Here is a 20,949-nt window from a genome sequence, read left to right as displayed (position 1 = left end):
CGGAGTGCCGTCACCGAATCCGGCACCGCTTTCCGCTTTTGGGTGTCGTCCGATGGTAGCATGACTGATACTGATTTATTGCTCCGTTTTTCGGGGATGAGACAAGGGGAGTGTCGCCGGTGAAGCTCCCCTTTCCGGCTGTTGGCGAGTGTGATCCGGGAGCCGCAGCCGATGTGCCGGATGGAGCGGTCACGGGTGCGTACCGCTATCCAGTATCCGTTCGATCCGGCGGTCCGGCACCAGCCACATGAGCGCGACAAACACGTAGATGCCGCCGGAGATCCAGGGTTTGTAGAAGGCCGCCGGAATTGCGAGGGCGTAGAGGATGGGGGAGGCCTTGCCCTTGAGGTCGCGGCCGATGGCCCTGGCCAGAAGTGAACCGGCTCCCTGGCTGGCAATGATGGTCTGCTGCAGGATGAAGTAGGCAATGGCGGCCAGAAGCAGCACCACCCCGTAGAGCGCCAGCGGTGCGGAGGCGAAGTGGTTCTGCCCGACCCAGCCGGTAACGAAGGGGAACAGCGACAGCCAGAACAGCGGATGCAGGTTGGCCCACAGGATGCGGCCGGTCACACCGTGAACGGTGTGCAGCATGTGATGGTGGTTGTTCCAGTAGATGGCGAGATATACGAAGCTGAGCACGTAGCTTAGAAACACCGGCAGCAGCGGATACAGGGCAGCAGCCCCGGAGCCGTGCGGTACCTTCATTTCCAGCACCATGATGGTGATGATGATGGCCAACACGCCGTCGCTGAACGCTTCCAGTCGGTTCTTGCCCATGGCCCGCGCCCCTCTGATCCCGTTCATCTCTTGTAACGATTGTAGGGTATGGGCCGGTCGAGGTCAAACAGTGGCCGTGCAGGGGGAGCGCGCGGCCTCCAGGAAATCGGTCAGGATCGGCTCCCCGTTCAGCAGCCCCGGTTCGTCCGGTGGGTGGAACTCCGGGTGCCACTGCACCCCGAAGAGGTAACTCGGCCCGTTCCAGCGGATGGCCTCGATCACCCCGTCGGCAGCGACGGCCTCCACTGTCAGCCCATTACCCAGCCGTTTGACCGCCTGGTGATGCAATGAGTTGGTACGTATCCGCCCGGCGTCCGGATAGAGGTGGGCCAGTCGGGAACCCGGTTCCAGGAACACCTCGTGGCGCAGCCGGTCGAACAGCTCCGGGTCGCGGTGGGACAGGGCGCCGGGCAGTTGGGTCGGGATGTCCTGGAACAGGCTCCCTCCCAGGGCTACGTTGATGAGCTGGGCGCCGCGGCAGATGCCCAGCACCGGCTTGCCCCGGGCGATAAAAGCCTTCAGGAGCTCCAACTCGTAGGCATCCCGTGCCGGATCGCCGCAGCAGTCAGGGGCGAGCGGTGTTTCGCCGTACATCAACGGGGAAAGGTCAACTCCTCCCTGCAGTACCAAACCGTCCAGCCCCTGGGCATAGCGTTCCGCCGTAAGGCCGGCCGTTGCTCCCAGGGACGGGATCATCAGCGGCAGCGCCTCGCGGATCATGAGCCAATGGGCCATGGACTGTTCCAGGTAGAGCAGCGACTTATCCTTCAGCCCCGATTCGATCGGCGCCCGCCGGAAAAAACGGGCCGAAATGCCGATCCGTAGCGGCCGCAGGCCGTCGGCCATCGTCATTGCATGCTCCAACCCATCCATCGCGTGCTTTGCAGCCGGACCACCTCGTTTAGGGAATCGGTTTCCCGCAACGCCCCGCGCAACCAGGCGCTGTCGTTGTGCCCCTTGACCACCCCCTCCCGCAGTTCCGCCAGCGGTAGCTCCGATTCCAGCGCCACACTGTGGGGGGCGAGGCTGGCCAGGGTTTCCAGGATATCGCTGCGCAGGCTTTTGTGCTCCTTGGTGTAGGGGTCGATGAAATTGCCGTCCAGGCCGAAACGGCAGGCCTGGAAGCGGTTGTAGTTGTACATCAGGTAGACGTCCTCGGAAATCTCCAGCGGGTGCTCCATGATCAGGTAGCGGGCCAATGCCTGGGCATAGGCGGCAATGGCCGCTGCCTTGTGCACCGTGAGCGGCGTGTCGCATACCCGGATCTCGATGGTACCGTACTCCGGTTTGGGTCGGATGTCCCAGTAGAAGTCCTTCATGCTCTCCACGATGCGATAGCTCGTCATCTTGTCGAAATAATCGTTGAAGTCCTCCCAGGTCGTCACCATCGGCGCCCGGCCGCTGAGCGGAAAGGCGTTCACGGCGGTCAGCCGGGAGGAGTCGAAGGAGGTGTCCACCCCCTGGGAAAAGGGGGATGAGGCGGACAGGGCGATGAAATGGGGTATGAAGCGCGACAGGAGATGGGTCAGGTAGAGCGCCTGATCGCCGTTTTCGCAGCCGATGTGGATGTGCTGGCCGAATACCGTGAACTGCTTGGCCAGATACCCGTACAGCTCCGAAAGGTGATTGAAACGGGGGGTGGAATAGATACGCTGGTCGCTCCACATCTGGAAGGGGTGGGCGCCGCCGCCGGCGATCCGCAGGTTCAGGCGGTCCGCCTGGCGGGTGATCACGTCGCGGATCTCCACCAGCTCATCCACCAGCGTAGCGTAGCTGTGGTGCACGCTGCTGTTGACCTCGATCATGCTCTCGGTCATCTCCGGCTTGACCTCCCCAGGGTGGGGCGTGCTTTCCAGAAAGGCCAGCAGGTCCGAGGCGCCCCGCACTAAATTGTAATCGCGGCTGTTGAGGATCTGGAGCTCCAACTCCACCCCCATGCTGAGCGGTTGCGAGCTTTTAAATTCCGGCAGTCTCATCCGACCTCCTCGTGAATATCGTCTTGGGTTCCGTTACGCAAGGGCTGGCTTCGCCGGCCAGTTTGAGAGAAAGCTGGGCCGCCAGCGGCCCGATCAGGTCGAGAATGGCCACCGCAGCCAGGATGACCGTGGAGAGCCGGGTGCCGACGTCGGGATAGAGCGCGGCCGCGCTCTGCACCATCACGATCGCCACCCCGGACATGGGCAGCAGCGATACGCACAGCAGCCCGGCCTGCTTCATCTTCAGGCCGCTGAGGCGCGAGAGCAGCAGCACCACCGCCGATTTGGCCGCAAAGCGGACAGCGATGAAGGCCACCGCAACGCCGAGCACATCCACGAACCGGAAAAGCGTCAGGGTGGTGCCGGCGTACACGAACAGCACCACGAAGCAGAGCTGGCCGGCCGGGCCGAAATCCACGGCAGTCATGAAGCGGCCGCGGTCCATGGCGCGGGACATCATCCCCAGCAGCAGCGGCGCGAGCAGCACCGGCAGCTTGAGCTGGTTGGCGATACCGGTGGTCAGCAGCAGCACCCCTACCAGCAGGATGAACTGCAGCTCCTCGCGACGCCCCAGCCAGCGGCAGAGCTTCAGCATGGCACTCCCCATGATCCAGCTCAGCCCGACCGAGCCGGCCAGCAGATAGAGGGGGTGCAGCACCACGGTATAGAGATCCGTAGTGTGTTCCAGATGCAGGTAGGAGAGGGTGAGGGTGAAGAGGAAGAAGGCGAAGGCGCTGTTGATGGCCACCAGCGAAAGCGCCCGCTCCGTCACCTGCCCCTCGGCCCGCAGGTTGCGGGACACCAGCAGCAGCACCGCCGGTGAGGTGCAGACGCCGATGGCGGAACCCATGGCCGCCAGGAGCGGGTTCAGCCCGAACCAGGTCAGGGTGAGGTACATCAGGCTAAAGGAGAGCAGGCTTTCGGCCACCCCGGTGGAGAGGAGCCAGCGCTCCCGCCGCAGCCAGTGCAGATCCACCCGGCGGCCGGCCTCGAACAGCACCAGCCCGACCGATACATCCACGAAGATGCGCATGCTGTCCAGGATCTCGGGGATGATCAGGTCGAAGCCGCTGGGGCCGAGCAGCACGCCGGTCACGATGAAGCCGGTGATCGGCACCTTGAGCACGCGGCGGAACAGTTGCCCTCCCAGCAGCCCGATCACCAGCACGAAGCCGAGCAGGGCGGCACCGCTCATCGGCAGCGGCAGGGAAGGGAACAGGTTGCTGGGGAACGCGAGCGGGTAGGTCATGTCTAATCTCCTTTTGCCTTGTGCCGGAATGATGGATTTTCGGCAACAAAAAAGCCGGGCCCGGAATATCGTGTGATATTTCGGCAACCCGGCTGTCTGTTGAAGACCCTGTAGGCTTTCCGCCCCACCCTCGCGAGTGGTTGAGTATTGTCGTCTAGCACATATGTCGAACTGGAGGGGAATCTAACCGCGCGGAGAGTAAATGTCAAAAAAAATAATCATAATGATACCAGCTCGTTATCTGTCTATCATTAATCGTGTGGTTCATGCCATCAGACTGGCCGCCAGCTCTTCCGCTTCGCGCAGGACCGTGTCGAGCGCGGCATCGCCGGTGTCAGGGCCAACGCCGCAGGCCCGCAGCAGGCTGCCGTCGGTGAACCCCATCCAGCCCAGGAAATGGTTGTAGCGGGGAAAGATATCGGCAAAGAGCGCCTCGTCCGGATGCCCCTGGGTGAACACCATCACCAGCTTTTTGGGCGTGAGCCGGCTCGGCTCCGCATTGGTGATGTAGTCCGGTTTGAGGTAGGAATAGGTGCGGTCGATGAAGCACTTCAACTGGCCGGTGACGTCGCCGTAATAGACCGGAGAGGCCAGTACCACCGCATCGGCTGCTCTGATAGTCTCCAACACCTCGGTCAGGTCGTCGTTCAGGACGCAGTGGTCCAGCTTTTTCTTGCAGGCGTAGCAGCCCTGGCAGCCGCGGTAGCTGAGCTCGTTCAGCAGAAAGGTGCGGGTGGTGGCCCCCCGTTTGGCGGCGCTCTCCAGAAAATGGTTGGCGATGGCGGCGCTGTTGCCCGTTTGGCGCGGGCTTCCGAGCAGGCAGACGATATTCATAGCAAATCCTCCGTGGTGATTTTTTCTTCAGGCAAAGGTCGTGCCCGTTCCATCTGGGTCAGATACAGCCGGGTATCGAATTCCAGCTGCTGATAGGCCGGCTCCATGTGTTCGCACAGCCGGTAAAAGGCCCGGTTATGCTCCTTCTCTTTCAGGTGCGCCAACTCGTGTACCACGATCATCCTCAGGAATTCAGCCGGCGCTGTCCGGAAGACCGATGCCACCCGGATTTCGTGCTTGGCCTTGAGTTTACTGCCTTGCAGCCGGGACACGAAGGTGTGGCTCCCCAGGGCGTGCTGGACAACATGCATCGTGCCGTCGTAGGAGACCTTGCTCAGCGGCTGTGCGGTGCGCAGAAATTCATTCTTTATCCCCATGGCAAAGTTGTACAGTGCCCTGTCGGTGCGGATGTCGTGGGACGCAGGGTATTTCCGCATCAGCATCTGCCCCAGTTTGTCCTCCGTGATCAACCGTTGTACCTGCTCGATGATCTTCGCCGGATAGCCTGCCAGATATTTCAACTCGTGCATCGGTGTGGTCTGCCTTCCGTGCGGATTAAAACGTGTCCGTAAATAACCTTGGATAACGTTCTTAGTACGGCCGCAGCTGTTTTCCGCAGCCGATGTGCCAGTGGAGGTGCTTCGAGGACTGGTACTCCCCCAGGTTGGTATAGACGCGTGCCGCACCGAAGCGCTCCATCAGGTCTCGCGCAATCATCCTGGCGGCGCGCATCAGCTCCAGCAGCAACTCGTTGTCCGCCTCCCCGAGATCGATCAGCGATGCGACGTGCCGCTTGGGGAGCAGCACCACATGCTGTTCCCAGAGCGGGTTGGTATGGTGAAAGGCAAAGACCAGCTCATTCTGGAAGTACACCGGCACCTCCAGCAGCCCGCTCAGGATCTTGTCGCAGTAGAAATCACACGGTTCGGTCATGTTCCCTCATTCCTCATTTGTTCTGTTTTTCGCTGCGGACCTGCTCGATGATGCGGTCGCACACCTCTTCCTGGGTCAGGTGGTCGCATGTGACGGTGATGTCGGCATGGCGGGTATAGAGGGCGAAGCGTTCTTCGAACAGTTCGGCAAAGCTCTGGTCCGGTCGCCGCGCCAGGCCGCGGGTGCCGAAATTGCGTACCCGGCGCCCCAGCGTATCCAGGGTCACATCCAGGAAGACCAGCAGGCCGTGCGACTTGAGGTGGGTCATGGCCCGCTCGCTGTAGACCGCGCTGCCACCGGTGGCGATCACGTGGTCGCGGAGGGAGAGGTCGAGCAGGATATCCTCCTCGATCCGGCGCAGGGCCAAGTAGCCGTCTGTATCGACGATGTGCTGCAGCGGGCGTCCCTGGGCGGTCTGGATCAGCAGATCCGTATCGGTGAAGGAGCGCGAGGTCTCCTTGGCGAGGAGCACCCCTACGGTGCTTTTTCCGGCGCCCGGCATGCCGATCAGCACCAGGTTGGAAAGCGGGTTTGTCATGTTTCGATCCTGAGCGGGACGCCGACCTGGCTCCCGCGGTAGTCGATCTGCCATCCTACCCTGAATGGCAAAACTTTGGAATGCCTGATTTGCCCGGAACCACGGCAGATAACGGGGCTGAACCCGTCAGATACGGTCCTGAACGTTGGAACAGCCCCCAAAAAAGAAACTGAGTACCCCTGCCGGAGTACCCAGTTTCAATGATGGTTGTCGTTTCCGGCGAACCGGAAATCAGGCTTGTTCAGCATCCGCGCCAATCATGAACGGTGCCGAGATGTTATCTCAATCCGGCGGGGTCGACGGTCACGGCACTATCCGGACCAATGGTTCCCGTTCCCATTGCCGCGTTTTTGCTGCGGCTATGAATGCCTTTGTATCGTTCGCATCCACGATTCCTGCATCCTGTCCCACAGTGGCCGTTTTCAGCAGTTCCCGGCCCCCTGAGTCAACGGCAATGGCCTTGAGGTGGCCGAAGGCATTGTGCACGAAGTCTGCGGCAGCGCTTTCCCGTGTCAGCTCCTTGGCGCCTTGTTCGGACAGGATGACCGCAACCGCATCGAACAGCACCGACGGCGTCCCGGCCAGTTGCCCGTCAGCCGCCAGCATCGAACCATCGGCAAGCTTCGCTCCCCCCACTTTGGGGGCCACGATTTTCACGGTGGCACCGGCATCCTTTGCGGCCTTGACAATCTTCTCGATAGCGGCGCCGTCCGAACCGTCCGCGATCAGGATTCCGATGGCGCGCCCCATCAGCGTGTCTTTCATTTTGCCGATGATCTGCAGTGCAGGAGAGGGCTGCAGCTTCTGCACCGGTGCTGCGGCCGCCGGGGCCTCGGGCAGGGGTTCGAGGGCCAGCCCTGCGGCGACCCGTTTGGCCAGATCTTCCTCGATATGGCGTAGATGGCCGATCATTGCCTCACGCACATGGCGGTGGTCGACCTTTGAAAGTTCGAATACCAGCGCCGAGGCGATGTGCGTCTGCTCAGGCGCGCTTTGGCTGAGATAGAACTGTCGTGCCTGGCTGTAGTGGTCAGCAAAGCTTTCGGCCCGGATGCGCCCCTTGTCGCCGGCTTCGGAGACCCGGGCGCTGCGGAAGCCGCTGGCCGGTGTTTCGCGAGGCGAGGTGCCGGAGAGGGTATTGGGCTCGTAGGCCACCCGGCCGGCCGGTTGCATCATCTGCATGTGCCCGTCGCGCTGGTTGTTGGCAAACGGGCATTTGGGCGCGTTGATCGGGATCTGGTGGAAATTGGGGGAGCCCAGGCGCGAAAGCTGCGTATCCAGATAGGAGAACAGGCGCCCCTGCAGGAGCGGATCGTTCGAGAAATCGATGCCGGGCACGATATTGGCCGGGCAGAAGGCCACCTGTTCGGTTTCGGCGAAGAAATTATTCGGCCAGCGGTCCAGCACCAGGCGGCCGATGACCCGCAAGGGCACCAGTTCTTCCGGAATCAGCTTGGTGGCGTCCAAATGATCGAAGGGGAATTTGTCCGCTTCCTCCTGCGTGAACAGTTGAACCCCGAATTCCCACTCGGGGAAATTGCCCGCTTCAATGGCCTCGAACATGTCACGACGGTGGAAGTCCGGATCAGCTCCGGCGATCTTGATTGCCTCGTCCCAGACCGTTGACTGCAGACCCAGCTTGGGCCGCCAGTGAAACTTGACAAAGGTCGACTCTCCCGCCTGATTGACCAGACGGAAACTGTGCACCCCGAAACCTTCTATCATCCTCAGCGAGCGGGGGATGGTGCGGTCGGACATGATCCACATCACCATGTGCATCGATTCCGGGGTCAGGGAAATGAAGTCCCAGAAGGTGTCGTGGGCCGTGGCCGATTGGGGGAAGCCCCGGTCCGGTTCCATTTTCACCGCATGAATTAGGTCCGGGAACTTGATGGCGTCCTGGATGAAGAAGACCGGGATATTGTTGCTGACCAGATCCCAGTTGCCCTCCTTGGTGTAAAACTTGACCGCAAACCCGCGCACGTCACGGGGAGTATCCACCGAGCCGGCCCCGCCCGCCACAGTGGAGAAACGGACAAATACCGGCGTTTTTTCCCCTGTTTCGGTGAGTAGTTTTGCGGTCGTGTACTGCTGCAGCGAATCGGTCAGCTCGAAAAATCCGTGCACTCCGGTACCCCGGGCATGCACGATCCGCTCGGGAATACGCTCGTGGTCGAAATGCATGATTTTCTCGCGCAGGATAAAATCCTCCAGCAGCGTGGGACCGCGGGTATTGGCCCTGAGCGAGTTCTGATTATCGGGAACCGCTATTCCCTGATTGGTGGTGAGCTGGGGGTGCTCTCTCCCGGCAATCTGATGCAGCTCGTCCCCGGTGCCTCGGTGCGACTCTCCGATGGCGGGGGAGCTTGTTTTGCCTTTGGAATGCCCAACGTTACCGATAGTTTTCTTATCTTTCATTTAAATCTCCTTGGGTTGGGTGAAGTGCCTTGGCAGGTGTGGCTTCTTTCAAGTATAGCGACAATAGAGCAGGTCACAATTCGAGGCATCGGCTTAGCGTCGTTTGACCCGGAGTGGCACCGGTTGTTGAGGAGAGTTGGATATGACAAAGCCTTTCACTCCTTGAAACGTGGTATAGGCTCAAGGCGTTGAGAGGCTCGGTTTTGTAGGGTGGGTGGTATGTTGCCGGCGGTTTTGCAGGATTCGGACCGGCGGCCTACGGCTTAGAAGGCCGTTGCTTGTAGTGTGTAATTTGGGGAGATGTGCTGACTGTTAGCCCAACCGTTCATCGGAGTCGAACCGAAGGCCTCATCATTACGAGTGATGTGTTCTACCATCTGAGCTAAAATGCTGCGAGGTATCAACCGCTTTCCGCATCCGATGCGTCAGTAGAGTGTGCGTGGAACACTGTGTGATCGCGACCACTAGACCCCAGTCTAGTGCGCCGCGGGATATTCCTGCTTAATTACCCCCGATTTCGAGTCAGGCACCATCAGTCCTTAGACACAAGGGACTTAAAATCCCTAGATAGTAACGTGTAGCGGTTCGATCCCGGCCTCCGGCGTCCACTTAGCCGGCTATTCGTTGCTCCTGAATCTCTTTGAGAGTTCTGTTCCTGGCGTCCTTCCATTCGATGCGGCCGTTGGCGGCCCTGCCGAGCACCACTCCGGCCGCTGTGGACGGAGAGTTGAAAGCATAATCCTGGGAAAAAACGAAACTGCCGTTCTGCTCAACAAGCACGCCGTTAGTCCTCAGTTCTGCACGTAATGTCTTCATGTAGGCATGTATTGATGGCGTTTCCCCGAAAACTGCCTGTGAACCCTGGAGGACTACAAAACCTTGTGGCGATTCGTACCCTGTAGCTTTGATCCCTTTTCCTTCAAGTCTCAGCTTGCCCACTTTCGAGGTCGAAACGGGTTTTTCGAACGCAGACAGACCGATCAGGGGCAAGATGCTCAGTATGTCGGTCAGGAAGCTCTCCACATCGGCCCGTTCCGCCTCTGACAGCGCCGGAAGTTGCGGAATATTGCCATTGTCCAGCGTTGCCCGCTTCGCCTCTTTTGCTAGGTGTACCAGACGTGTTTCCAGGTGCTGCACATGAGCCTTGTTGAGGCTGCCGTCTTTGGCGGTGAAGAACACGCCCCAGGTCCAGAAATCCCTTTTGGCGTAATGCTGTTCCAGCCTCGGTTTTACCGGATCGCCTTCGCCGAATATAGATGGTGGGTAAATCCCCTTCATCCGCCGGTCCGACAAGAACATAGACGCCAGTCCGATTGAATTCCTCGCGTTGCTTGCGCGCTGGAAACGTTGCCCGCTGAAAGACAACCCCGCAGCCGGTCCAGTTGGATTTTTCGACGATCTTCAGACCTTCCGGGGTGCCGTCGGGGAGGAAGATTTTTATTGAGAAGGGGAGAGGGGAAGAGGACATGTCGGGCTCCTGTGCGAGAAAAACCACAACTCAATCTGCCACGCGAGAGGGGCATCCATTATTCTTCAGCCACTGAAGCTGTCGTTTGCAGATGCAGAGACAGTCTTCTACTTCGTGAGGTTTTAAAGCCTTAAATGGAGGAGGGAGTTCACTCCTGTCAAGCGTCTGCTTGCCACGTATGTTTGCCACTTGAGCTGCACCGACAGCGGTGCCCGCATGAAGGTAAATGAGCGTTGGATAAAAGTTTTTGCTAAAGCCGATCCGAAGGGCGGTGTCATAAATAGCAAGGGCTCCGATACCCTTGAGACGCTGTGCTTCAAGTAAGCTGAGAAGTTCATCAAAACTCTTGCAACTTTTGATTATACATTCTTGTGCAAATATAGCTTTTACCCATGCCTTTAAAGTTATATTTGGTATCCTATACTGGTGTGGATGCTTTTTGTTGCCAGGTAAAACAGCCATCGCAGCTGCAGCTATGGCACCTTTTAAAGGAAGGGCTTTATAAAAAGCTTCCTCCTCAGTTTCAGAGCATTTTCGTGTATTATAACAATCAACAATTTCGGCAATTGAGTTTTTACTTCCGGGAACACATGGACAAGGTCCGCCTGCTTTGCATACACGACCTTTGCCAGATATTGATTTTGGCACACATACCATGATGTACCTCCAAAACCTCGGTTTGTTGCTGTAGCTAAGCAGTCCACCCCACACACAGCGCCTCCGCCTGTTTCAACACCAACTCCACCGCATCATCCTGCTTATCCGGTGGATATTTCCACTTCCGCAACGTCCGACGCACCAGGTTCCGCAGCTTCGCACGCACGCTCTCGCGCACCTGCCAATCGACGGATGTGCTCTCGCGGAGCTTCTCTGTGATCTCCACTGCGATCTTCTTGAGGATGTCATCCCCCAGTTCCCGCACAGCGCTCTCATTATTTGCCAGAGCGTCGTAGAAAGCGACTTCATCCGGGGGCAGCCCCAACTCCTCATCCCGTTTGATCGCCTGCTGGAAGTCCTTAGCCATCTGGATCAGCTCTTCGATCACCTGAGCTGTCTCAACGGCACGAGCGTGGTAACGATTCAGCGTTGCCAGCAGGCGTTCGCTGAATTTCTGTTCCAGCACCACATTGTTGTGGGTGCGCGCCTTGATTGTGTCACGTAGAAGCTTTTCCAACAGCTCCAGCGCAAGATTACGGCTCTTCATATTGCGAACGTCTTCCAGAAACTCATCCGACAACAGTGCGATATTCGGCTTGTCCAGCCCCGCTAGGGCAAAGACGTCCGTCACACCTTCGGCGATAACCGCATTGTCCAAGATCTGCTTCAGGGCACTGTTCTTCTGTTCCTCGGTCAGTTTGATGTCAACGGTAGTATGCTTCACTATTGCAGCGCGGATGGCGGCAAAGAAGGCGATCTCCTTACGCAACGGTTCCGCCTCATCAAGCGTACCGCAGAGGGAGAAGGCGCGGGTGATGGCCGCCATGGCGTCGAGGAAGCGCTTCTTGCCGTCCCTGACCCCCAGGATGTGGTTGGCTGCCAGGATGAGGATATGATGGGCACGAGTCTTGTAATCGCTGTAGTCGAAGCCGTGAAATAGCCCCCGCACCACGTCCAACCTCTCCATCAGCAACGTTAGCGCTTCTTCCGCCTGCAGGGTCGGCGTCCCTTTCCCTTGGGAGTTGACGTAGACTTTGAGCGCCTGTTTCAATTCGTTGGCGATTCCGATGTAATCCACCACCAGCCCGCCTGGCTTGTCCTTGAAGACCCTGTTGACGCGGGCGATGGCCTGCATCAGGTTGTGGCCCTGCATCGGCTTGTCGACGTATATGGTGTGACAGCTCGGGCAGTCGAAGCCGGTCAGCCACATATCACGCACTATCACCAGTTTGAGATCGTCTTTGGGGGCCTTGAAGCGCCGCTCAAAACGCTTCTTCGTAGATGCATTGTAAATATGCGGCTTCAGCAGCGCCACGTCGGCGGCAGAGCCTGTCATAACAATCTTTAGTGTCCCCTTTTCTGGGTCAGGATCGTGCCACTCCGGCCGCAGCTTGATCAGCTCGTTGTAGAGATGTACGCAGATCTCACGGCTCATGCATACGATCATTCCCTTCCCCTCAACCACTGCCGTACGCGCCTCGAAATGCTGCACCAGATCCTCGGCCACCTCCTTCAGGCGCGGCTTGGACCCCACCAACTTCTCTAATGCGGCCCATTTGCTCTTTGTGCGCTCGCGGAGGGTGACGTCTTCCTCGTCCTCGATGACTTCCTCTACATCATTGTTCAGTTCCTCGATCTCGGCGCGGTTGATGTCGAGCTTGGCCAGGCGCGACTCGTAGTAGATCGGCACCGTGGCCCCGTCGTCCACTGCATCTTGAATGTCGTAGATGCTGACATAGCCGCCGAAGACGGCGCGGGTGTCCTTGTCCTCGGTGGAGATCGGCGTGCCGGTGAAGCCGATAAACGAGGCGTTGGGGATGGCATCGCGCATATGCTTTGCGTACCCGTAGATATAGGCGCCGGTTTTGGTGTCGAGCTTGGCCTTAAAGCCATACTGGCTGCGGTGCGCCTCGTCGCTGATAACCACGATGTTGCTGCGCGTGCTCAAGGCCGGATGCGCCTCTTCATCGTTCACCAGCGAGAACTTTTGCACGGTGGTAAAGATGATCCCGCCCGACTGCCGCGCCGCCAGCAATTCACGCAATTCCTCGCGGCTGTCGGCCTGCACCGGCGTCTGACGCAGCAACTCCTGGGCGTTGCAGAAGGTGGCAAAGAGCTGGCCATCCAGATCGTTGCGGTCGGTGACAACGACAATGGTGGGGTTGTTCATCTCCGGCTGTTGCAACAGCTTGCCGGCATAGCAGCACATGGTGATGCTCTTGCCCGAACCCTGGGTATGCCAGACCACACCGGCCTTGCGCGAGCCGGGCTGCACCTCGCGGCCATAAGTGGCACGTGCCTCTGCCACCCGTTCTGATTCAATGGGAGCAGAGGCAATCAGCGTCACCCGCACCGCCTCGCGTACAGCGTGGAATTGGTGGTACCCGGCAATCTTCTTGTTGATATTGCCGTCGTCCTGCTCGAAGATGATGAAATAGCGCAGGTAGTCGAGGAGCAGTTCGCGGTCGAAGAAGCCCTTGACCACCTTTTCCAGTTCGTATTCCAGTAGCGGCTTGTCGTCCTCGTTCCGGATCGTGCGCCAGGGGAGAAAACGCTCCTTGCTGGCAGTCAACGAGCCGATCCGCGCCGTCAGGCCGTCGGAAACCACCAGCGCTTCGTTGCAGACAAAGAGATCGGGAGTTTCATCCTTGTAGGTTTGTAGCTGGTCGTAGGCCTTCCAGACGTCTGCGTTGATGTCGGCGGGGTTCTTCAGCTCGATCACTGCGATCGGCAGGCCGTTGATGAATACGACGATATCGGGGCGGCGTAGTTGCCTGCTCCCCTGAATGGTGTACTGGTTGACGACCAGGAACTCGTTCTTCTCCACATTGTGGAAGTCGATCAGTTGAACATGGTCGGTCCTGGTTTCGTCGCCATCGCGGTAGTCGACCGCTACCCCTTCGAGGAGGAGTTTGTGGAAGGTGCGGTTGTTATGGATCAGCACCGGGGATTTGGGTTTGGAGATGGCCTGGGCGGCTTCTTCAAGGGAGGGCAGCGGGATGTGGGGGTTGATCCTCTGAAGAGCGGCGATCAGGCGGCCAGTCAGGATCGTTTGCTGGTAGTCGCACCGTTCCGGAATTTCACCATCGTGGGCGATATCAGTCCCATTGAGGAAACTCCACCCTGCATCCTGAAACCATGCGAGACAGAGTTGTTCGAGTTTATTTTCATCAATTTTCGTCATCTTAAAAATGCTCCAGCCGGCCACCTGAAATATCAATCGCGAGCTTCAAATACCTCTCAACGAACTCATGATCATCACCGGGGTACCAAATCGGACGGATTTTTAATTCAATCAATCGATTCTCTTTATGGCCTTTGGTTTCGCCACCATTAGGCTCAGGTAATATTGCAAAATGGTCAGGGACTTCAAATTTACTTTCTCTCAATACGTCAGCGAATAATTCTAAGGTTTTATCCTGTTCCAAACTACAGCCTAAAAAGAGTAGGGACTGTCCAACGAATATTTGACGTAAAGCTTTTGGCAATGGCTTTGAAAAATCAAAAGGATCACCATAACCATTTGTGTACTGTTCTTGTGTGAATATATAGGTTTCATGGTCTTCTGCATCACCATGAAGCTTAAGGATACATCTATCTCCTTTAATTAATCTTGGAACAAATTTATTGCCTTGCTGTAGACCATGCATGTAACCTTCTAAATGGCCTCTACCAATTACTGTTTCTATTGCTGAATCGAAATTAGTTGTTATTAAACAACCACTGCTAATTTTATCCAAGAGCGTAATTGGGCCTTTTACACCTTCTCTGGGAATTTGCCTCTGCGCAAATTTATTTCTGATGTAATGCTTAACTTGTGTAGAATCATGATCCCAAAGCAATTGCGCTGCATTTAAATACTTGAATGAGTCTATCTCGGCAGTTACAGCAGCTATGTCAATACCTTCCATACGATCAAGTATTTGTCGCAATGCCTTGCCCCATAGCGGAAACCCACTTGGAAGTGACATCCCAGCACCAATAAATGGAACAACACGATTCCTTTTTATGGCATCAACAAGGTCATGAAATGTTGGGACAAGGTCATTAGCTTTAAGATATTGAATTGCACTCTCATGGTGTTTTAAGAGGCAAAAATCAAGTTCTTCATAATAAGTATCTCGTTCAGCCCAAAATAGCGCCTCACTTTTCTCTATACTATACGGTTCTCTATCAGGGTTTAAGCTTTCAATTTGCAATGGAGAATCACCATTCAGTGCCAAATGAAGCTCTGCATTCTCATCGTATGCGGCCTTGAGGATTTGCTCCACACGATTAATCAAATCCCTGTTGTCCTTAACCCAACTATTACTCATCGTCACCACCTTCAATTTTCGCTAGAGGCAACTCACCTGATAGAAACTTTGGGAGAAGTAAATCTCTTGTTTCGACCAGAACATTTGTCTGTTTTTCCATGCAAGATGTCAGTTCATACATAGATCCAACCACAGCTGAAAATCGAGATAATATGTCTTTACTTGGATATGCGATGAGAAGCCTCTTCATATCTGCAACGGTTACATGACCAAGACCCGTGGTTTGTTTGTCTGTAGCTATGGAAACAAGTCTAGGTTTAAGATATCTCAATAAATAGAAAACAAAATATTTTTGATATTTTGAAGTAGTCACAACTTTAAAGATGTGTTGATTCAGCCAGCCTTTTCCACCAAACCACTTAAATACCTCAAGCGAAGTATCTGGACTACCTGACCAAGAATAGAGAACATCGTCATTATCTATTTTGTATTTTCCCTGGAAAATGCCTGTAGTAAATCTTGTCTGCTCAGAAACGCCAGATTTAAGTTCGGAAATTTTAATAACAGGTAGTCCATCATTTTTTAACGAAAAATCTGAACTTTTAAAAGTAGCTCCATTAATAAACTCGGCCATACTATAAAGAGGTTTTGTTATCCACCCCTCCGGAATCAGTCCCAACTCAGAATCCACCAGCTCATCGGGAAACAGAGCGGCGGTGGCGGCGATTTGTCGGTATTGTTCGGTGGGAAGTTGGTCAAGTTCGGACTCAAGTTTACCACTGATGGCACACATGGCGGCGCGCTCAGGGTCGCGGCCTGTGGCTTTGGCTTCGATCTTGGCCCTGACTGGCTCGAAATCTACAAACCAGCTTTTGAAGATGGTTTGAGCGATCTGTTCGAGGGTTTTGTTAATTTGGCGGTTGAGCTCGATTTTGTCGTCTAAGGAACTTAAAACTCTTACAATTTCGTCTTGAGTCTGTTTGTCTGGCAGAGAAATTTCTAGCTTTGAGAAATGGCCTTTGTTCAAAATAGGTGTAGCTGAACCGTTCGCCATCCCTTTTATTTCTTGTTGACGTAATGACAAATCATAATAGACAAACTCTGAGTTAAAGCGCGTTTCATCGATGACAATTGTGTTTATTTGCTGATTTGTTACTGAAGTCTGTGCTACCAGAACGGCCTTGCCCAGATCTGATCCGATACAAGAAACTGCTACTGAATTTTTAGGAACAAGACAAGGCTTGACAGATGCAACCCCTGACGTACTCAGGGATCTTTCCGTAGACTTAATCCACTTTCTCCCATCCATATCTTTTGGTGTGATAAAAGGAGTGCTACCACCGAAAGCATCACTTATCGAAGATGGCGGTGTTTTGCCCGTTTTAATATCCCCCAAATCACCTAGGGTGTAGGTCTTCCAATCAGCACTCATACCCAAGCCCCGCCAGATTTCGCTTGATCTGCCCTTCCAACTCTCTACTGCGCGTAAACTGCTCCTGCAACTGCGCCGTCAATCGCGCCATCTTTTTGGCAAAGGGTTCGCCATCCTCTGCCTCGTCAGGCGCGCCGACATAGCGCCCCGGCGTCAGCACAAAGTCGTGTTTTCTGATCTTCTCCAGCGTTGCTGAACAGCAAAAACCGGCTTCGTCTAAGTAGCCTTCACCTTTTTGCCACGCATGGAAGGTATCGGCCACTTTGGCGATATCCTTCGGTCTGAAGTCGCGCAGCACGCGATCTTTCATGTAGCCGAGGTTGCGGGCATCAATGAACAGCACCTTGCCGGAGCGGTTGACCAGTGCCCCCCGTGCCTTCTTATTGCGGGTTAGAAACCAAATACACGCCGGAATCTGGGTGTTGGTGAAGAGCTGCCCCGGCAGCGCAACTATGCACTCTACCAGATCATTCTCCACCAGCGCCCGGCGGATATCTCCCTCGGTGTTGGTGTTGGAACTCATGGAGCCGTTGGCTAGAAGCAGGGCCATGGAGCCGTTAGGGGTCAGGTGGTAGAGCATGTGTTGCAGCCAGGCGAAGTTGGCGTTGCCGGTTGGCGGGCGGCCGTACTGCCAGCGTGGGTCGTCGTCCTTCACGCCAGTGTCCCACTCTTTCATGTTGAAGGGGGGATTGGTCATAATGTAGTCGGCGCGCAGATCAGGGTGCTGGTCGTTAGTAAAGGTGTTGGCCGGCTCCTTCCCGAAATTGAAGTCTAGGCCGCGGATGACCATGTTCATTGCCGCCAGCTGCCAAGTGGTGTGGTTGTACTCTTGGCCGTAGATGGAGACATTTCCCACCTTGCCGCCATGCTCCTTGATGAACTGCTCGCTCTGCACGAAGAAGCCACCCGAGCCCATGGCAGGGTCGTACACTCGCCCCTGGAACGGTTGGAGCATCTCGACGATCAGCGTTACAATCGACTTCGGCGTGTAGAATTGGCCACCTTTCTTTCCTTCGGCAAGGGCGAACTGGCCGAGGAAGTATTCATAAACATGACCAAGGATATCCTTGGCTTGTAACGATTCATGTACAAACGGGATGGTAGCGATAAGGTCGATCAACTCACCCAGCTTGGCCTGGTCGATCTGCAAGCGGGTGTACTGCTTGTTGAGCACCCCCTTGAGCTTAGGGTTGTCCTTCTCAATGGCATCCAGGGCATCGTCGATCAGTCGGCCGACGCTACGCATGGTATAGATCGTGGTCTTGCCGTTCTTGATCTCGATCGCTGTCCCCGGCGATAACTTGGAATTGTTCTGCAGGTTCTCCCAGCGCCCCAGAGCCGGCACCCAAAATACATTCTTCTCCGTGTAATAGTCGCGAATCTCCAACTCTGCGGCGATCTCGGCTTCGTATTCCTCTTCCGTCTCGTAATCATCTGGATTGAGGTAATATTCGTGCTCCTCATTCTTGAACTGTGCGATCAGCTCCTGACGGCGGATATCAAAGGCATCGGATACGTACTTGACAAACAACAGCCCCAGCACCGCGTGCTTGTACTGGGCTGCATCAAGAGTGGAACGCAGCTTATCGGCGGCGGTCCAAAGTTTCTTTTCAAGGTCTTGTAAAAACTTTTCTGCAGACATGAGCTCTCCGTGCTTTTTTGTGTAAAAAAAGCCGCTGACTGCAAAATCTTCTCAGTCAGCGGCATTTATACTAATCTTTTATCCCAACTGTCTAATCCTCATCCCATGGCATAAAAAGCGCTCCACCTTACCCCGCCAGCATCCGTCTGTCAATGATGCAAAATTTTAATGTTCGATGTTTAGCTCGTTAAGGAGTCGCACCGAAAGAGGCTATACTAGAAAAATAAGCCTATAGAACCTGGAGGCAACCATGGAACAACAACTAACTGAGCCGGTAGACCTGGAACGCATGAAACGCGACGCCATCTGCATCATCATCCGAGTCGGGCTGGGCGAATATCGACTGACAGGTCCGCAGGACAACATCATGACACCGGAGTCCCGCGTGGCCTGGGCCACGGTGGTGCATGAGCTGCAGGGTGAGGGGTACGCTCTGGTGAGCCCGGAAGAGTATGCCGAGGAGACCGGCCTGGCGCCGGATGCGGTCACGGCCCTGATCCATGAACAGGGCAGCCTGTTTGCGCTGGCTTACCGCGACGAACTGGTGGTGCCGCTTCCGCGCAAGGAGGCGGTGCTGCCGGTGATCGAGGTGTAGGGCAGGGTGGGGCCGGTTGTGAGACTGTCAGCGCCGGAGATTACCTTTGCCCGTCCGCAGCGGTTATGCTAGATTCCCTGCATGCCTGAAAAGAGCCACGAATACTGGATGCAGCGCGCCATCGCTGAGGCGGGCAAGGCCCAGGGCAAGGACGAGGTGCCGATCGGCTGCGTGATCGTGCGCGACGGCAAAATCATCGCCCGCGGTCATAACCTGCGCGAGTCTGCCCAGGACCCATCCGCCCACGCCGAGATGATCGCCATTAGAAAAGCCGCCCGGAAACTCAATTCCTGGCGGCTGCTCGATACGACCCTCTATGTCACCCTGGAGCCCTGCACCATGTGCATGGGCGCCATCATCCTCTCCCGCATTCCCACCGTTGTGTTCGGCTGCTACGACCCCAAAGGGGGGGCAGCCGGCTCGCTCTACGACCTGTCCGACGACAGCCGCCTCAACCACCGCGTCCAACTGGTGCCGCGGGTGCTGGAGCCCGAATGCTCCCGCCTTTTGAGCGATTTCTTCGCGGAACTGCGCCGACGCAAGCGCGCCGAGCGCATCCCTAGCTCCTCGTAAGCCTCTCGTACTCCTCAGGCGTATTCACGTTGCTGAAGGACCGCTCCGCCTCTGCTATCCCTGCATATTCTTCTGGCGTCACCAGCCGGCTCTCCAGCCGGTCCAGCAGGGTCAGAATGCTCCGTTCCCCCTGGGCAATGGTCTCTTCCAGCGTCGCCAGCGCCGAACGGCTATATACGGCGTGCAGCGGCTCCCGCAGCCCCTCTTCATTGACCGGTACCACGGCCTCGGCGCCGGGGTCGGCTGCACAGAGCAGCCGGATCAGATCGGGATTGAGGCTGGGCATGTCGCAGGCCGCCACGAAAATGCGCCCGGTACTGCTGGCCGCCAGTCCGGCATGCAGGCCCGCCATGGCGCCGAAGTCGGTGTGGATGTCGGGCATCGTGCGGCAGGGGAGGAAGGCGTACGACTCAGGGGTGTTGGTGACGATCAGCACCTCGGCGAACAGCGGTGCCAGGGTGCGATAGACCCGTTCGATCAGGGTCGCGTCGCCTGCCTGCAGCAACGCCTTGTTGCTCCCCATGCGGCGGGAGGCGCCGCCGGCCAGGATTACGCCGGTGACCCCAGCGATCCGGTCGCTATCCGGGTAGGGATCGATCAGGTCGGGCCGGCTGTAGACCGTGAATTTGCCCCCCCGCACGTAGCCCGCCAAAGCGATGCCGCTTTCGCGGCACAGCCTGACTGCCATGTCGGTGGGGGAGGTGCGCGAGGCGATCAGTCGCACCCCCAGCAGGGCCGCCTTGGCCACCATTTCGGTCGATACGCGCCCGGATGTAACCAATGCGGTTCCGGATAAGTCTATACCTTTGAACAGCGCCTCGCCGGCGATGCGGTCCAGGGTGTTGTGGCGTCCCAGGTCTTCGGCGTACAGCAGCAGCTCGCCGCTGCGCCCCACCGCGGCCGAATGGATGCCGCCATGGCTGCGATAGTTGTCCGCCTGCCGGGAGAGCTCATCCATCAGCCCGAAGATGTCACCCGGCTTGAAACGCTCGGACTGAGCACCGGCAGCAGGGGCAACGGCCGCGGGCATGCTGAAGCTGACCCCGGTGCCGCAGCCGGAGGTCAGGACCGGTTTCAGCTTTTCCGGTAACTCGCCTGTGATACGGACATTGGCGGTGCCGAAGTCCTCGCACACGCTGAACATCGTGAAATCCGACAGGGATTGCACGAACCCCTGCAGCCGCAGGAAGCCGGCCACCAGGAAACGCAGGTCATGGGGGGAAGCGATCAGGGTTGCGATCTCACGACCATTGACAATCAGTTGGAGCGGGAATTCCTGCACCACCCCGACCTTTACCGGTTCAAGGTTCCCGTCGCGATAGGTGAAAAAGGTATCTGTGTTCATTGCCAAGCTCCTCAAACTGTCAGACTACCATAAATTCCGCTCTGATTCATACAAATCCGGCCGGGGACTGAACGGTGAATTCTGCCATGTTGCATTTGCTCCCGTCCGTACCCTGAATACGGCATCCTTCCGGCTGCCTCATATCGGCCCGGCAGCCTTAACCCGCTCATCCGGATGGGTTGTACAACTACTACCAATCCTGGCGCCATCCTTGCTATAATGAGTGTGCCGATCACGGCAGAAAAGGAGATGTTCA

General features: G+C 56.8%; 18 protein-coding genes, 1 tRNA gene and 1 riboswitch. Of the genes, 2 read left to right on the top strand and 17 right to left on the bottom strand.

Translation table 11 applies throughout. The annotated features are described in order from the left end of the window. Nucleotides 1–189: 189 nt before the first annotated feature. From GSVR_RS14405 to GSVR_RS14330, 16 genes are all read right to left on the bottom strand, one after another. Complete coding sequence (locus GSVR_RS14405) at nucleotides 190–777, bottom strand: TMEM175 family protein (RefSeq protein WP_173201646.1); 588 nt, start codon at nucleotides 775–777, stop codon at nucleotides 190–192. Nucleotides 778–840: 63 nt separating this feature from the next. After that, nucleotides 841–1,629 (bottom strand): gamma-glutamyl-gamma-aminobutyrate hydrolase family protein, encoded by a 789-nt coding sequence (locus GSVR_RS14400; protein ID WP_203978682.1) that lies wholly within the window; start codon nucleotides 1,627–1,629, stop codon nucleotides 841–843. Further along, on the bottom strand, nucleotides 1,626–2,753 hold the full coding sequence (locus tag GSVR_RS14395) for a YbdK family carboxylate-amine ligase (protein ID WP_173201647.1): 1,128 nt from the start codon (nucleotides 2,751–2,753) through the stop codon (nucleotides 1,626–1,628). Before GSVR_RS14395 ends, GSVR_RS14400 begins: the two co-directional genes overlap by 4 nt. Next, nucleotides 2,734–4,002, bottom strand: coding sequence for a cation:proton antiporter (locus GSVR_RS14390; RefSeq protein ID WP_173201648.1), 1,269 nt, complete (start codon nucleotides 4,000–4,002; stop codon nucleotides 2,734–2,736). The genes GSVR_RS14395 and GSVR_RS14390 overlap by 20 nt, the downstream gene beginning before the upstream one ends. A 79-nt stretch (nucleotides 4,003–4,081) precedes the next feature. Then, nucleotides 4,082–4,158: riboswitch (cyclic di-GMP riboswitch) on the bottom strand. 108 nt (nucleotides 4,159–4,266) lie between these two features. Next, nucleotides 4,267–4,836, bottom strand: coding sequence for a flavodoxin family protein (locus GSVR_RS14385; RefSeq protein WP_173201649.1), 570 nt, complete (start codon nucleotides 4,834–4,836; stop codon nucleotides 4,267–4,269). Next, nucleotides 4,833–5,366: a M48 family metallopeptidase gene (locus GSVR_RS14380; RefSeq protein WP_173201650.1), complete on the bottom strand. Its 534-nt coding sequence runs from the start codon at nucleotides 5,364–5,366 to the stop codon at nucleotides 4,833–4,835. The genes GSVR_RS14385 and GSVR_RS14380 overlap by 4 nt, the downstream gene beginning before the upstream one ends. Nucleotides 5,367–5,427: 61 nt before the next feature. Beyond that, nucleotides 5,428–5,769: an HIT family protein gene (locus GSVR_RS14375; RefSeq protein WP_173201651.1), complete on the bottom strand. Its 342-nt coding sequence runs from the start codon at nucleotides 5,767–5,769 to the stop codon at nucleotides 5,428–5,430. A gap of 13 nt (nucleotides 5,770–5,782) precedes the next feature. Further along, nucleotides 5,783–6,307, bottom strand: a complete 525-nt coding sequence (locus GSVR_RS14370) for a shikimate kinase (protein ID WP_173201652.1) — start codon at nucleotides 6,305–6,307, stop codon at nucleotides 5,783–5,785. Between the two features lie 303 nt (nucleotides 6,308–6,610). Beyond that, nucleotides 6,611–8,725 carry a catalase gene (locus GSVR_RS14365; protein ID WP_173201653.1) on the bottom strand — a complete coding sequence of 705 codons (2,115 nt, stop codon included), beginning with the start codon at nucleotides 8,723–8,725 and terminating at the stop codon, nucleotides 6,611–6,613. A gap of 319 nt (nucleotides 8,726–9,044) precedes the next feature. Continuing rightward, nucleotides 9,045–9,117, bottom strand: a tRNA-Thr gene (locus tag GSVR_RS14360). A gap of 217 nt (nucleotides 9,118–9,334) precedes the next feature. Next, nucleotides 9,335–10,090 carry a GIY-YIG nuclease family protein gene (locus GSVR_RS14355; RefSeq protein ID WP_203978681.1) on the bottom strand — a complete coding sequence of 252 codons (756 nt, stop codon included), beginning with the start codon at nucleotides 10,088–10,090 and terminating at the stop codon, nucleotides 9,335–9,337. A 133-nt stretch (nucleotides 10,091–10,223) separates the two neighbouring features. Then, nucleotides 10,224–10,850 (bottom strand): hypothetical protein, encoded by a 627-nt coding sequence (locus tag GSVR_RS14350; protein WP_173201654.1) that lies wholly within the window; start codon nucleotides 10,848–10,850, stop codon nucleotides 10,224–10,226. A gap of 34 nt (nucleotides 10,851–10,884) precedes the next feature. Beyond that, a complete protein-coding gene (locus GSVR_RS14345; protein WP_173201655.1) occupies nucleotides 10,885–14,034 on the bottom strand; it encodes a type I restriction endonuclease subunit R in 3,150 nt (1,049 codons plus the stop codon). Nucleotide 14,035: 1 nt separating this feature from the next. Continuing rightward, a complete protein-coding gene (locus GSVR_RS14340; protein ID WP_173201656.1) occupies nucleotides 14,036–15,166 on the bottom strand; it encodes an SIR2 family protein in 1,131 nt (376 codons plus the stop codon). Next, nucleotides 15,159–16,538, bottom strand: a complete 1,380-nt coding sequence (locus GSVR_RS14335; RefSeq protein WP_173201657.1) for a restriction endonuclease subunit S — start codon at nucleotides 16,536–16,538, stop codon at nucleotides 15,159–15,161. The genes GSVR_RS14340 and GSVR_RS14335 overlap by 8 nt, the downstream gene beginning before the upstream one ends. Next, nucleotides 16,528–18,180 carry a class I SAM-dependent DNA methyltransferase gene (locus GSVR_RS14330; RefSeq protein WP_173201658.1) on the bottom strand — a complete coding sequence of 551 codons (1,653 nt, stop codon included), beginning with the start codon at nucleotides 18,178–18,180 and terminating at the stop codon, nucleotides 16,528–16,530. Before GSVR_RS14330 ends, GSVR_RS14335 begins: the two co-directional genes overlap by 11 nt. Before the next feature lie 250 nt (nucleotides 18,181–18,430). On the opposite strand from GSVR_RS14330, the gene GSVR_RS14325 reads away from it, so the two are divergent. Together GSVR_RS14325 and tadA are read left to right on the top strand one after the other, a co-directional pair. Then, complete coding sequence (locus tag GSVR_RS14325) at nucleotides 18,431–18,775, top strand: hypothetical protein (protein ID WP_173201659.1); 345 nt, start codon at nucleotides 18,431–18,433, stop codon at nucleotides 18,773–18,775. Nucleotides 18,776–18,856: 81 nt separating this feature from the next. Next, on the top strand, nucleotides 18,857–19,348 hold the full coding sequence (tadA, locus tag GSVR_RS14320; protein ID WP_173201660.1) for a tRNA adenosine(34) deaminase TadA: 492 nt from the start codon (nucleotides 18,857–18,859) through the stop codon (nucleotides 19,346–19,348). Here the strand turns inward: tadA and fdhD are convergent. Next, the gene (fdhD, locus tag GSVR_RS14315; RefSeq protein WP_173201661.1) at nucleotides 19,335–20,693 is read right to left on the bottom strand and encodes a formate dehydrogenase accessory sulfurtransferase FdhD; all 1,359 of its coding nucleotides are present in this window, start codon (nucleotides 20,691–20,693) and stop codon (nucleotides 19,335–19,337) included. The genes tadA and fdhD overlap by 14 nt on opposite strands. Nucleotides 20,694–20,949 lie beyond the last annotated feature (256 nt).

It is taken from the genome of Geobacter sp. SVR (genome assembly GCF_016865365.1).
In the GTDB taxonomy this organism is placed as follows: domain Bacteria; phylum Desulfobacterota; class Desulfuromonadia; order Geobacterales; family Pseudopelobacteraceae; genus Pelotalea.
The sequence above is the reverse complement of the archived record's forward strand: the minus strand, read 5'-3'. Positions and strand labels throughout refer to the sequence as shown.

Coding starts and splice junctions, on each gene's coding strand:
- GSVR_RS14400 (WP_203978682.1), bottom strand. CDS start 1,629: ATGACGATGGCCGACGGCCTGCGGCCGCTACGGATCGGCATTTCGGCC.
- GSVR_RS14345 (WP_173201655.1), bottom strand. CDS start 14,034: ATGACGAAAATTGATGAAAATAAACTCGAACAACTCTGTCTCGCATGG.
- GSVR_RS14335 (WP_173201657.1), bottom strand. CDS start 16,538: ATGAGTGCTGATTGGAAGACCTACACCCTAGGTGATTTGGGGGATATT.
- GSVR_RS14370 (WP_173201652.1), bottom strand. CDS start 6,307: ATGACAAACCCGCTTTCCAACCTGGTGCTGATCGGCATGCCGGGCGCC.
- GSVR_RS14380 (WP_173201650.1), bottom strand. CDS start 5,366: ATGCACGAGTTGAAATATCTGGCAGGCTATCCGGCGAAGATCATCGAG.
- GSVR_RS14390 (WP_173201648.1), bottom strand. CDS start 4,002: ATGACCTACCCGCTCGCGTTCCCCAGCAACCTGTTCCCTTCCCTGCCG.
- GSVR_RS14350 (WP_173201654.1), bottom strand. CDS start 10,850: ATGGTATGTGTGCCAAAATCAATATCTGGCAAAGGTCGTGTATGCAAA.
- GSVR_RS14340 (WP_173201656.1), bottom strand. CDS start 15,166: ATGAGTAATAGTTGGGTTAAGGACAACAGGGATTTGATTAATCGTGTG.
- GSVR_RS14385 (WP_173201649.1), bottom strand. CDS start 4,836: ATGAATATCGTCTGCCTGCTCGGAAGCCCGCGCCAAACGGGCAACAGC.
- GSVR_RS14330 (WP_173201658.1), bottom strand. CDS start 18,180: ATGTCTGCAGAAAAGTTTTTACAAGACCTTGAAAAGAAACTTTGGACC.
- GSVR_RS14325 (WP_173201659.1), top strand. CDS start 18,431: ATGGAACAACAACTAACTGAGCCGGTAGACCTGGAACGCATGAAACGC.
- fdhD (WP_173201661.1), bottom strand. CDS start 20,693: ATGAACACAGATACCTTTTTCACCTATCGCGACGGGAACCTTGAACCG.
- GSVR_RS14365 (WP_173201653.1), bottom strand. CDS start 8,725: ATGAAAGATAAGAAAACTATCGGTAACGTTGGGCATTCCAAAGGCAAA.
- tadA (WP_173201660.1), top strand. CDS start 18,857: ATGCCTGAAAAGAGCCACGAATACTGGATGCAGCGCGCCATCGCTGAG.
- GSVR_RS14405 (WP_173201646.1), bottom strand. CDS start 777: ATGGGCAAGAACCGACTGGAAGCGTTCAGCGACGGCGTGTTGGCCATC.
- GSVR_RS14395 (WP_173201647.1), bottom strand. CDS start 2,753: ATGAGACTGCCGGAATTTAAAAGCTCGCAACCGCTCAGCATGGGGGTG.
- GSVR_RS14375 (WP_173201651.1), bottom strand. CDS start 5,769: ATGACCGAACCGTGTGATTTCTACTGCGACAAGATCCTGAGCGGGCTG.